The following is a 12,200-nucleotide window of genomic DNA, read 5'->3' on the forward strand; positions in this document are numbered from 1 at the left end:
CCTGAAGAGCAACCAGATCGACTGGTTCGCCACCTCCCAGCCCACCCCGCTGGCCATCCAGGCCACCGGTGACGGCGTCGTCGTCGCCGACTCCACCAAGGTCACCGCCTGGTCGGAGAAGGAAGCCGGCTACGGGCAGATCGTCGTCGCACGCAACAGCTACCTCAGCCAGCACGCCGACATCGCCAAGAAGTTCGCCACCGCCGTCCAACAGGCCACCGCCTACATGCACGACAACATCGACTCCGCCACCGTGCAGAACGTGGCGAGCAAGGCACTGCCCGGCGTACCGGCCTCGGTCGTCAAGGCCAGCCTGCCCCAGGTCTCCTGGCCGGCGAGCGACGCGATGAAGCTGTCGGTCTGGATCACCACGCTGACGTTCATCAACTCGCTGAACGCGCTGGCCTCGGGGCAGGCGATCGTCTCCTCCGACAACTTCACCAACCGGTACCTGCCGTAGGGCGCGCCGGGCGACGGCACTCCCCCGCGCGTACCTTGTCGGACAACCACCACAGCATGATCGTACGACCACCGGACGATCGGGCCCCGATTCGCAGGCGATCCGCAGGCGATCCGCGGGGGATCTGCCGGCCGACCGCCGCGCCCCGCACCAGCCGTGTTGCACTTACCTTCGTGTTGTTGGACAATCCCCCCGGGCCCGGCCGGACCTTCTCGCCGACGGCGCGCTTCGCCTCTAACCTGGCCTCCGCGCGGCCTCGCGCGTGGACTTCCTTCTCACACCCCTAGGCGATCACGGTGGAACAGAGCAGCAACGGCGGTGCCGCGGACGACAGCAGGACGTCCGCCACCCGGTCCAGCCAGGCTTACGAGGAACTTCGCACCCTGCTGCTGTCGGGCAGCATGGAACCCGACACCCGGCTGACCGAGGCCGACCTGACCCGGATGTTCAACGTCTCGCGCAGCACCATGCGCGCCGTCCTGGCCCGCCTGACGCAGGAGGGGTACGTCACCAGCGAGGTCAACCGCGGGGTGCGCACCCGCAACTTCACCCCCGCCGAGGCCCGCGACATCCTGGAGGCCCGCGAGATGCTGGAGTCCGCGCTCGCCGGCTTCGCGGCCGAGCGGGCCGACGACGAGGAGATCGCCGGGCTGCGCGCCACGCTGGAGGAGATGGCCGACGCGCACGCACGCGACGACCAGGCGACGTACTCCCAGGGCAACCGGCGCTTCCACCAGCAGGTCAAGGTCGCCGCGCACCAGCAGACGCTGGCCCGGGCCTACGACACGCTGCTCTACCCGCTGGTGATGCGGCAGTACCGCAACCTGTCCGTGCACCACCCCAGGGCCGGGTCGTACGAGGAGCACCAGGCGATCCTGCTCGCCATCGTCACCCGCAACCCGGCGGCGGCCACCGCCGCGATGCGCCACCACGTGGCCACCGCGCGGCATGCGCTCGTGCTCAAGTAGCGTCGCGGCCAAGGCAGTTCGAGGCGGCCGCGCGGTGCGGGCAGACCCGCGCGGCCCGGTCCGCCGCTCTCCGCAGCCGGACTCCCCCACGTCCCTTTCCCAGGAGAGGCAGAGAAGCGACCCATGAGCGCACCAGTCGAGACCGAGTCCGGCCCGGTCGAGGGCATCTCCGGCCGGGACCGCTCGATCACCGTCTACCGGGGCATCCCGTACGCCGCCCCACCGGTCGGGCCGCTGCGCTGGCGGCCGCCGGAGCCGCCGGCCCGCAACCCGGAGGTGCTCAAGGCCGGTGCGTTCGCGCCGATGTGCCCGCAGTCGCCGCGCGACGCGTCCCGGGCCGGCATCGACCTGCCGATGAGCGAGGACTGCCTCTACCTCAACGTGTGGACGCCCTCCGACGCGGCGCGGCGCGGGCCGCTGCCGGTGCTGGTCTGGGTCTACGGCGGCGGGTTCCGGGCCGGCACCGGCGCGCACCCGCGCTACGACGGGGAGGGCCTGGCCCGCCACGGCCTGGTCGTGGTGACCTTCAACTACCGGCTGGGCGCCTTCGGTTTCCTCGCCACGCCCGAGCTGAGCGCGGAGTCCGAGCACGGCGGGTCGGGCAACTACGGGCTGCTGGACAGCATCGCGCTGCTGCGCTGGGTGCGCGACAACATCGCGGCCTTCGGCGGCGATCCGGGCCGGGTCACCGTGGCCGGGCAGTCGGCCGGCGCCGGGACCGTCAACTTCCTGGCGATGTCGCCGCTGGCCAAGGGGCTGTTCCACCGCGCCATCGCGCAGAGCCACACCCGCTACGCCCGCGACCCCGAACTGCGCTACCTGGCCACCTCCTACCGGACGCTCGCCGACGCCGAGAAGTCCGGGGAGACCTACGCCCGCGAGCACGGCGCCCGCTCGCTCGCCGACCTGCGGGCCCTGCCCTGGCCGAAACTCGTCGACGGCCGCCCCGCCTTCGACGAGCAGGTGGACAGCGGCGGCGCCGGCAAACCGCCGATGTTCCGCCCGGTCGTCGACGGCTGGGTGCTGCCGCACGGCTACGACGAGACGTACGCCGCCGGCCTCCAGAACGACGTCGCCTACCTCACCGGCAACAACCTCCACGAGAGCGGCGCGGTCCCGGAGTCGGTGTTCGCCGAGCACCGGGCCCGCCCGGTGGCCGTACCCGGCGCGCCGCCGGTGCACGTGACGCTGGAGTCCTTCACGACCGCGGCCCGGCGGAAGTTCGGGCCGATGGCCGAGGAGTTCCTGCGGCTGTACCCGGCCGGCACCGACGACGAGGCGGCCAGAGCGAGCAACGCCGCCGTCCACGACAACTCCCGCATATCCACCTACCTGTGGGGCACCCAGTGGACCGCCCGGGCCACCCGGCCGGTCTACACCTACTTCTGGACCCACCCCTCCCCCGCCCTGGGCCAGCAGCCGCGCCGCGCCTCGCACAGCTCGGAGATCGAGTTCGTCTTCGACAACCTCGACCCCGGCAGCGCCCCCTGGACGGACGAGGACCACCGCGTCGCCGCCGTCGTCTCCGCCTACTGGGCGAACTTCGCCGCCACCGGCGACCCCAACGGCCCGGGCCTGCCGCACTGGCCCGCCTACAGCCCGCACGCCCCGGCCGTGATGGAACTGGGCGCCCACTTCGCCCCCGTGCCCATCGCCGACCCCGCCCGGCTCGACTTCTGGCGCCGCTTCTTCGCCACCCAGCAGCCCTGGTGACCACCCCCGGTGGCGCGGCCGGCCGGCCCTGACGAAGAATCGACGTCGCAGGTCGGTACGTCCGTTCGAGGGGATCATGAGGAGCAGCAGCATGCACCAGGCGCCGTCCGGGCCGCTTCCGTACTACGAGGACCCGGGGCCGGGGACGGGGGCGCTGCCGCCGCGCGCGTGGACGGGGGTGTCGGACGCCCGCCGGGTGAACCTGGGCGGCGCGTGGCGGTTCCGGCTGCTGCCCACGGCCGACGGCGCGGACGAGTCCTTCGCCCGGCCGGGCTTCGACGCCTCCGGGTGGGACGTGCTGCCGGTGCCCTCGCACTGGCCGCTCCAGGGCGAGGACGGGGCGTACGGGCGGCCGGCGTACACCAACATCCGCTACCCCTTCCCGGTGGACCCGCCGCGGGTGCCGACGGACAACCCCACCGGCGACCACCTGCGCGCCTTCGACCTGCCCGGCGACTGGCCGGGCGGCGCGGCGGTGCTGCGCTTCGACGGGGTGGACTCCTGCGCCCGGGTCTGGCTCAACGGCCAGGAGCTGGGCACCTTCAAGGGCAGCCGGCTGCCGGTGGAGTTCGAGGTCGGCGAGGTGCTGCGGCCGCGCGGCAACGTGCTGGCGGTGCGGGTGCACCAGTGGTCGGCCGGCAGCTACCTGGAGGACCAGGACATGTGGTGGCTGCCGGGCATCTTCCGCGACGTCACACTGATCGAGCGCCCCGAGGGCGCCGTCGCGGACTACTTCGTGCACTGCGAGTACGACCACCTGACCGGCAACGGCTCGCTGCGGGTGGACTGCGCGCCGCAGGGCACCGTGACCGTGCCCGAACTGGGCCTGGACATCGCGACCGGGCAGACCGCGGTGGTGCCGGTCGAGCCCTGGTCGGCGGAGCGGCCGCGGCTGTACGACGCGGAACTGGCCACCGAGGGCGAGCGCATCCCGCTGCGGATCGGCTTCCGCACCGTCCGCGTCGAGGACGGCGTGCTGGAGGTCAACGGCCGGCGGGTGCTGTTCCGCGGTGTCAACCGCCACGAGTTCGACCCGGACCACGGCCGCGTGGTCGACCTGGAGACGATGCGCCGCGACCTGGTGCTGATGAAGCGGCACAACATCAACGCGGTGCGCACCAGCCACTACCCGCCGCACCCGGCCTTCCTCGACCTGTGCGACGAACTGGGCGTGTGGGTGGTCGACGAGTGCGACCTGGAGACGCACGGCTTCGAGGAGGTCGGCTGGCGCGGCAACCCGGTCGACGACGACCGGTGGACCCCCGCGCTGCTGGACCGGGCGGCCCGGATGGTCGAGCGCGACAAGAACCACCCGTCGGTGGTGATGTGGTCGCTGGGCAACGAGTGCGGCACCGGCCGTGGCCTTTCCGCGATGGCCGGCTGGATCAGGGAGCGCGACCCGGCCCGCCCGATCCACTACGAGGGCGACTGGTCCTGCCCGGACGTGGACGTCTACTCGCGGATGTACGCCGACCACGCCGAGACCGAACTGATCGGCCGCCGCGCCGAACCGCCGCTGCCCGACCCCGCCTTGGACCGGCGCCGCCGGGCGATGCCGTTCGTCCTGTGCGAGTACGCCCACGCGATGGGCAACGGCCCGGGGGGCCTGACCGAGTACCAGCAGATCTTCGAGACGTACGAGCGCTGCCAGGGCGGCTTCGTCTGGGAGTGGATCGACCAGGGGCTGCGAGCGCGCACCCCGGACGGCACGGAGTACTTCGCGTACGGCGGGGACTTCGGCGAGGAGCTGCACGACGGCAACTTCGTCTGCGACGGGCTGGTCTTCCCGGACCGGACGCCCTCCCCCGGCCTGCTGGAGTACAAGAAGGTGGTGCAGCCGGTCGCCTTCACCGCGGACCTGGCGCGGGGCGTGGTGCGGGTCACCAACCGCCATGACGTCGCGGACCTTTCGGGGCTGGCGTTCCGGTGGGTGTACCAGGTGGCGGGCGAGTGCGCCGGCGAGGGGCCGCTCGCGGTGCCCGCGCTGGCGCCCGGGCAGAGCGCGGAGGTGGCGCTGCCGGACGCGCCGGCCCCGGTGAAGCCGGCGGACCTGGTGAATCCGGGCAACCCCTTCGGCGCCGAGGCGTGCTGGACGGTGCGCGCGGTGCTCGCCGAGGACACCGCGTGGGCGCCGGCCGGCCACGAGGTGGCCTGGCAGCAGTTCGCGGTGCCGAGCCCGCCCGCCCCGGCCCCGCAGGCCCCGGCGGCCGCCGCCGCACCGCACCGCCCGCACCGCCCGCACCGGACCGACGACGGCCTGATCCGGCTCGGCCCGGGCCTGTTCGACACCGCCGGCACCCTGCGCCGGCTGGACGGCGCCGCGCTGGCGGCCGGACCGCGGCTGGACGTGTGGCGCGCGCCGATCGACAACGACCGGGGCACGCAGTGGCACCCGGACGGGCGGCTGGAACACATGTGGCGCGCGGCCGGGTTCGACCGGATGCAGCACCGCGTCGACGAAGTGGCGCTGGGCGAGGCGGAGTTGACCGTCAGCACCCGCGTCGCCCCGGCCGCCTCCGACCTCGGGCTGCGCACGGTGTACCGCTGGCGCGCGGCCGGCGGAGCGCTCGCCCTGGACGTCGAGGTCGTCCCGGAGGGCCCCTGGACGCTGCCGCTGCCCCGGCTCGGCGTCCGGCTCGGCCTGAGCCCGGCACTGGACGCCGTCGAGTGGTACGGCGGCGGGCCCGGCGAGGCGTACCCCGACACCCGCGACGCGTCACGGCTGGGCCGGTACCGTTCGACCGTGGCCGCGCTCCAGACGCCTTACGTGCGCCCGCAGGAGAACGGCGCCCGCGCCGACGTGCGGTGGGCCGAGCTGCGCGCCGCCGACGGCTCGGGCCTGCGAGTGGCCGGTGCGCCGCCGTTCTGGTTCACCGCCCGGCCCTGGTCCACCGAGCAGCTCGCGGCGGCCGAGCACACCTACGAGCTGGTGCGCGGCGACGTGCTGTGGCTGCACCTGGACCACGGGCTCCAGGGCGTGGGCAGCCACGCCTGCGGACCGGAGGTGCTGCCGGACTTCCGGCTGGACGCCGTACCGTCCGCGTTCTCCTTCACCTTCACCCCGCTGCGCGCCGGCGACCCGGCCGGCGCCGCCGACACCCCGGAGCAACCGTGACCGCCCCCTTCGTCCGCCCCTACCGCCCCGCGGACCTGCCCGCGCTGTACGACGTGTGCCTGCGCACCGCCGACGCCGGGCAGGACGCCACCGCGTCGTACGCCGAGGCCGACCGCGACCTGCTCGGCGCGATCTTCGCGGCGCCGTACGCGGTGCTCGAACCCGCGCTGACGTTCGTCGTGGACGACGGCGACGGGCGGGCGGTCGGGTACGTCCTCGGCACCGGGGACACGGCGCGGTTCGTGGAGCGGTTCCGGGCGGAGTGGCTGCCGGGCGTCGCGGCGCGCTGGCCCGCACCGGTGGAGGGGGCCGCGGGCGGGGCCTCGGACGGGGCTTCGGACGGGGCTGCTGCGGGGGCCGGACCCGGCACGCCCGCCGAGGCGATGGCCGCGCTGCTGCACACGCCCGAGCGGATGGTGGTCCCCGCGCTCGCCGCCTACCCGGCCCACCTGCACATCGACCTGCTGCCGCAGGTGCAGCGCTCGGGGTACGGGCGGCAGCTGATGACCGCCTTCCTGGCCGCGCTCGCCGCGCAGGGCGTCCCGGCGGTGCACCTGGGCATGCTCACCGCCAACACCGCCGCCCGCGCCTTCTACGACCGGCTCGGCTTCCACGAGATCGCGGTGCCGGACCCGGGCCCGCTCACCTATCTGGGCCGCGCCACGTCCTGACCCGCCCTCAGCCCCCGGCGTGGGCGCGGCCGTTGTCAGTGGCCGCGCCTACGCTCGGCGACAGGAGGTGCACACCCATGACCGACAACGCGTCCCGCTACGAACCCGTGGAAGTCTCCCTGGTGGTCCCCGCTTCGCCGGCCGCCGTCTTCCGCGTCCTGACCGACCCCACCCGCCACACCGACCTCGACGGCTCCGGCATGCTGCGCGGCGCCGTCACCGAGACCCCCGTCTCCCGCGTCGGCGACGTCTTCACGATGCGCATGTACTTCGCGCAGCACGGCCACTACGAAATGGACAACCACGTGGTGGAGTACGAACAGGACCGCCGTATCGCCTGGGAGCCCGCCCCCGGCCGCGGTCACCCGCACCAGGAGGTCCCGGACAGCCGCTGGGGCCACCGCTGGACCTACACCCTCGCCCCCGCGGGCCCCGGCGCCACCCTCGTCACCGAGTCCTACGACTGCTCCCGCGTGCCCGCCGACGAGCGCGCCGGCATGGAGGACGGCCGCGTCTGGGCCCCCGCGATGACCGCCACCCTCGCCCGCCTCGCCGACGCCGTGCAGCCCCCGCCCCCGGCGTAGGGACTGACATGGTGCCTGACATGGTGCCTGGCGTAGGGCCCGCCGTAGGGCCTGGCGTCCGCGGCTCCGCGGCCCGGCGAAATCCCGGTGCGCGGACCCGGCCGGCCGGGACACGATGGGGCGATGGGATGGACGATCACACCGTCGCTGCCGCACTTCACCGCCGCGGCGGGCGGCTTCCTGGAGCGGCGGCCCGCGGAGCACACCGTCCTGCGCACGGTCTGCGGCACCCTGGCCCGCCGCGGCACCGACGCCTACGGGCCGCGGCCGCCGCTGTTCGGCTGGTGGCGGGAAGGCGAACAGGGCCCGGTGGAGGCCGCCTTCCTCCAGACCCCGCCGCACCCGCCGCTGCTCGCGCGCGGCCCCGAGCAGTCCGCGCGGGAGCTGGCCGCCGCCTGGGACGGCCCGCTGGAGGGCGCGCGGGGCGAGGCGGAGACGGTGCGGGCGTTCGGCGCGGCCTGGCAGGAGCGGACCGGCGACGTACCCCGGGTGGTGCGTGAGGAGCGGCTGCACCGGCTGGCCGCGCTGACCCCGCGCGACCCGGCGCCGCCCGGCCGGGCCCGGATCGCCGGGCCCGCGGACCTCGACCTGCTGCTGCGCTGGCACACGGAGTTCGCCCGCGACATCGGCGCACCCGCGGACGACATGGCGCGCGGCGTGCCGGACGCCCTGCGCCGCGGCGGCCGCACCCTGTGGGAGGTGGACGGCGAGCCGGCGGCCATGGCGGGCAGCACCTCGCCCGAGGACGGCGCGATCCGGGTGGTGGCCGTCTACACCCCGCCCGCGCTGCGCGGCCGCGGCTACGCGGGCGCGGTGACGGCCGCGGTGTCGCAGGCGGCGCTGGACGCCGGGGCGGAGGACGTGCTGCTCTTCACCGACCTGGCCAACCCGGTGAGCAACCACGTCTACCGGCGGCTGGGGTACGTCCCGGTGCGGGACCAACTGGTCGTCGCCTTCGGGTGATCGACAGCGGGTCGGGTTCGGGGGAAAGGTTCGGGGTAAGGCCACGCATAATAGGGGAGGCGGTTACTCCGCCGTTCGACGATCGCCAGGAGGAGCCGTGAGCGGTGTCCGCCGACAGCCGTCCCGACTCGTGAAGCTGCGGCCCGCACCGTTCGGGGCCGACCCCGTGGGTGCGCGGCTGGAACGCATGCTCGCCTCACCGAACTACGCCGACGGGGCCTTCGTCAATCCGGTGCCGGCCAGTTCGACGCCCAGCGGGAGCATGGTCAAGGCGCTGCCCGAGACCCTGCGGAAGGACGCGCGGCAGGCGCGGAAGCCGGCCCGGCCGGTGCCGCTGTACCCGACGACGCTCGCCGACCTGGCGAAGCGGCCGGCGTCGGGGCTGCGGCTGACGTGGATGGGCCACTCCTCGGTGCTCGCGGAGATCGGCGGGCGCCGGGTGCTGTTCGACCCGGTGTGGGGCGAGCGGTGCTCTCCGTTCGCGTTCGCCGGGCCGAAGCGGCTGCACCCGGCGCCGGTCCCGCTGGAGCACCTGACCGGCATCGACGCCGTGGTGATCTCCCACGACCACTACGACCACCTGGACATGCCGACGATCGTCGCACTCGTACGCGGCGGCGCGGTGTTCGTGGTGCCGCTGGGCGTCGGGGCGCACCTGGAGCACTGGGGGGTGCCCGCGGACCGGCTGCGCGAGCTGGACTGGCACGAGTCGACCGAGGTGGCCGGGGTGACCCTGACCGCCACGCCCGCGCGGCACTTCTGCGGGCGCGGCCTGCGCGGCCGGCAGCAGACCCTGTGGGCGTCGTGGGTCGCCACCGACGGCGTCCACCGCATCTACCACAGCGGCGACACCGGCTACTTCCCCGGCTTCGCCGACATCGGCCGACTGCACGGCCCGTTCGACGCCACGATGATCCAGATCGGCGCCTACAGCGAGTACTGGCCGGACATCCACATGACTCCGGCGGAGGGCGTGCGCAGCCACCTCGACCTGTGCGGCGACGCCGCGGGCGGCGTGCTGCTGCCGATCCACTGGGGCACCTTCAACCTCGCCCTGCACCCCTGGTCCGAGCCCGGCGAGGGCACCCTCGAAGCGGCGCACCACTCCGGGGTACGGGCGGTGACCCCGCTGGTCGGCCAGCCCTTCGAGCCGGCCGACCCGCCCGCCGCCTACCCGTGGTGGCGCGAGGTCGCGGTCACCCCCGACACCGGCTGGAGCCCCTGGCCCCTGCCGACCCCGGCGCAGAAGGACAAGGTCACCGAGTCCTGACCCCCGACGCACCGTAGCCCGCCACCGCTGAACGGCTCGTCCCGATGTGCTCGTCCAGCAGGGCCCAGTCCCGCCCCGACCGTGAAGAGCGCCACGCGATCCAGGGCCGACCGTTCCGGGCCGAATGGACCTGATCCGACGTGACTGGGCTTCGCCGGTACGCACACCATGATCTGCCGCCCACCCGTCAGATGCTGACAGACGTACCTGCCGACGCCTTCGCGGACCAGGCGGACGCCGGGCAACTCCGAATTGCCGCACCGGCGGACGGGTGAGCGCTGGCCAGGGGCGGGGAGGCGGATGCCGTCATGACCGGTCATATCTGGCCGGTGCCGTGGCCTGGTACGGCGGGCTGCCGGGACACCAGGATCGCGGTGCCGGCCGACCGGTCGGCCACGTCCCGGGGCCGTGGCAACGCGTCGCGCTGCCACGGCCGGACACGGATGAAGGAACCCGATGAAACTCTTACGTCTGACCGCCGTCGGCGCGACCCTGGCGCTCGCCACCCTGGCCGGCGTCGGCTCGGCGAACGCTGATGCGCCGACCGCGTACGACCTCCTCCAGGCCGGGGCCCAGCAGGGCGTCACCGACGGATACCCCGGCGTGATCGGCCTGGTCCGCCAGGGCGACAGCACCCAGTACGTGCACGCGGGAGTGGGCGACCGCACCACGGGGGCACCCGCCGACCCCACGGCCCAGTTCCGGATCGGCAGCAACACCAAGGCATTCACCGCCACCGTCCTGCTCCAACTCGAGGGCGAGCACCGGCTCTCCCTCGGCGACACCGTCGCCAAGTGGCTGCCCGGAGCCGTCGACGCCAACGGCTACGACGGATCGACGATCACCCTCCGCGAGCTGCTCAACCAGACCTCCGGCCTGCCCGACTACATCGACGACCTGGGACTCCAGCTCGCCGACTACACGAACGCCGATCCCAGCCGGCCCTACCCGCCGCAGACCCTGGTGGACGCCGCCCTCGCGCTGCACAAGCCGACCTCGGCTCCGGGCCAGAAGTGGGGCTACTCCAACACCAACTACGTGCTGGCGGGCATGGTGATCGAGGCCGTCACCGGCAACGACCCGGCCACCGAGATCCAGCACCGCATCATCGAACCGCTCGGCCTGACCCACACCACCTTCCCGACCACCGACCCGACCCTGCACGGCACCTACCTGCACGGGTACGAGTGGTTCGCCGGACTCGCCCTCAGGGACGTCACGACCTCGAACGTACAGATTTCCGGTGCGGCCGGGGCGATCGTGTCGACCCTCGACGACCTGGCCACGTTCGACCGGGCGCTGCTCACCGGAACCCTCCTGCCGCCCGCGCAGGAGGCCGAGCTCAAGACGACCGTCCCGACGGACAGCACCGGCACCACCGGGTACGGGTTGGGCATCTACCACCAGCAGCTGCCCTGCGGGCAGTGGGCCTGGGACCACGACGGCGACGTGCTCGGGTACCACAGCGTCTGGCTGGCCAGTGACGACGGCTCCAAGCAGGTGGTGCTCGCCGCGAACGAGTTCCACATGATGGGCCCGACGAACGGCCAGAACGACACGGGCGGCGCCGCGCTCAACGCCCTCTGCGCATGAGGGTGGGCCGCGCCGCCGGTGGCCCCCGCCGGCGCGGTCTCCGGCTGGCCCGGTCCGTCCGGGCCGACCCCCGCCGCCCGCTCCCCCGGTTCCCTGACAGGCAGCTCACCAGGGAACCGGGCCGTTCTCGTCGAAGAAGCCGCCGGTCGGCCCGTCATCGGGCAGCGTGGCGAGCCGGACGACCACGGCCGCGCCGTCGGCCGCGGTGCGGGTGAGGCCGGGGAAGGCGGTGGTGAAGTCGGTCGCGCACGGCCCCGGGTCGGCGGCGTTGACCAGGATGTTGCGGCTGCGCAGTTCCTTGGCGTACTGCACGGTCAGCGAGTTGAGTGCGGTCTTGGACGGGACGTACGCGGCCAACGGGGGCCGGGTGGTGAAGTAGTCCTCGGGATCGCTCATCCGGGCGAGGGAGCCCAGTCCGCTGCTGACATTGACGATCCGGGCGGCGGGGGAACGGGCGAGCAGCGGCAGCATCGCGGTGGTCACGCTGATCACACCGAACACGTTGGTCTCGAACACCTCGCGTACAGCGGACAGTTCGGCACTGCCGGGGCGCTGGGCGGCGGAGTCGCCGGAGATGCCGGCGTTGTTGACCAGGATGTCCAGCCGGCCGAAGCGCTCCTCGATCCAGCGGGCGGCGGACAGGACGCCGGCGCGGTCGGTGACGTCCAGGGTGACCGGGTGCACCCGCGGGCCCAGGGCGGCTGCGGCCGCCGCACCGCGGTTCGGGTCGCGCGAGGCCAGCAGGACGTTCGTGCCGAGCGAGGCGAGCCGGGCTGCGACCTCGCGCCCGATGCCCTTGTTGGCACCGGTGACCAGGGCGGTCGTGGTTTCTGTCATGTATCCAGCCCATCACGGGGGCGGCC

The 12,200-nt window shown here is 73.9% G+C and carries 9 protein-coding genes and 1 pseudogene; 9 read left to right on the forward strand and 1 reads right to left on the reverse strand.

What is annotated here, in order from left to right; genetic code table 11:
* From WA788_RS33810 to WA788_RS33850, 9 genes and pseudogenes are all read left to right on the forward strand, one after another.
* A pseudogene (locus WA788_RS33810) lies at positions 1–460 on the forward strand (ABC transporter substrate-binding protein); the annotation flags it as partial.
* 296 nt (positions 461–756) lie between these two features.
* On the forward strand, positions 757–1,428 hold the full coding sequence (locus tag WA788_RS33815; protein ID WP_335984150.1) for a GntR family transcriptional regulator: 672 nt from the start codon (positions 757–759) through the stop codon (positions 1,426–1,428).
* A 123-nt stretch (positions 1,429–1,551) separates the two neighbouring features.
* Complete coding sequence (locus tag WA788_RS33820) at positions 1,552–3,141, forward strand: carboxylesterase/lipase family protein (RefSeq protein WP_335984151.1); 1,590 nt, start codon at positions 1,552–1,554, stop codon at positions 3,139–3,141.
* A gap of 91 nt (positions 3,142–3,232) precedes the next feature.
* Complete coding sequence (locus WA788_RS33825; protein WP_335984152.1) at positions 3,233–6,256, forward strand: glycoside hydrolase family 2 TIM barrel-domain containing protein; 3,024 nt, start codon at positions 3,233–3,235, stop codon at positions 6,254–6,256.
* Complete coding sequence (locus WA788_RS33830; protein ID WP_335984153.1) at positions 6,253–6,927, forward strand: GNAT family N-acetyltransferase; 675 nt, start codon at positions 6,253–6,255, stop codon at positions 6,925–6,927. The genes WA788_RS33825 and WA788_RS33830 overlap by 4 nt, the downstream gene beginning before the upstream one ends.
* A 77-nt stretch (positions 6,928–7,004) precedes the next feature.
* On the forward strand, positions 7,005–7,511 hold the full coding sequence (locus WA788_RS33835; RefSeq protein ID WP_335984154.1) for an SRPBCC family protein: 507 nt from the start codon (positions 7,005–7,007) through the stop codon (positions 7,509–7,511).
* A 123-nt stretch (positions 7,512–7,634) separates the two neighbouring features.
* Positions 7,635–8,474, forward strand: a complete 840-nt coding sequence (locus WA788_RS33840) for a GNAT family N-acetyltransferase (RefSeq protein ID WP_335984155.1) — start codon at positions 7,635–7,637, stop codon at positions 8,472–8,474.
* 97 nt (positions 8,475–8,571) lie between these two features.
* Positions 8,572–9,744, forward strand: a complete 1,173-nt coding sequence (locus WA788_RS33845) for an MBL fold metallo-hydrolase (protein WP_335984156.1) — start codon at positions 8,572–8,574, stop codon at positions 9,742–9,744.
* Between the two features lie 456 nt (positions 9,745–10,200).
* The gene (locus WA788_RS33850; RefSeq protein WP_335984157.1) at positions 10,201–11,337 is read left to right on the forward strand and encodes a serine hydrolase domain-containing protein; all 1,137 of its coding nucleotides are present in this window, start codon (positions 10,201–10,203) and stop codon (positions 11,335–11,337) included.
* 105 nt (positions 11,338–11,442) lie between these two features.
* Here WA788_RS33850 and WA788_RS33855 read toward each other — a convergent pair whose 3' ends face one another.
* Complete coding sequence (locus tag WA788_RS33855) at positions 11,443–12,174, reverse strand: SDR family oxidoreductase (RefSeq protein ID WP_335984158.1); 732 nt, start codon at positions 12,172–12,174, stop codon at positions 11,443–11,445.
* Positions 12,175–12,200: the final 26 nt, after the last annotated feature.

This window comes from Streptomyces sp. CA2R106, from assembly GCF_037034245.1.
Taxonomy (GTDB): domain Bacteria; phylum Actinomycetota; class Actinomycetes; order Streptomycetales; family Streptomycetaceae; genus Actinacidiphila.

Bases quoted from the DNA above. Each gene is read 5' to 3' on its own strand.
- WA788_RS33855 (WP_335984158.1), bottom strand. From the start codon at position 12,174: ATGACAGAAACCACGACCGCCCTGGTCACCGGTGCCAACAAGGGCATC.
- WA788_RS33820 (WP_335984151.1), top strand. From the start codon at position 1,552: ATGAGCGCACCAGTCGAGACCGAGTCCGGCCCGGTCGAGGGCATCTCC.
- WA788_RS33850 (WP_335984157.1), top strand. From the start codon at position 10,201: ATGAAACTCTTACGTCTGACCGCCGTCGGCGCGACCCTGGCGCTCGCC.
- WA788_RS33825 (WP_335984152.1), top strand. From the start codon at position 3,233: ATGCACCAGGCGCCGTCCGGGCCGCTTCCGTACTACGAGGACCCGGGG.
- WA788_RS33840 (WP_335984155.1), top strand. From the start codon at position 7,635: ATGGGATGGACGATCACACCGTCGCTGCCGCACTTCACCGCCGCGGCG.
- WA788_RS33835 (WP_335984154.1), top strand. From the start codon at position 7,005: ATGACCGACAACGCGTCCCGCTACGAACCCGTGGAAGTCTCCCTGGTG.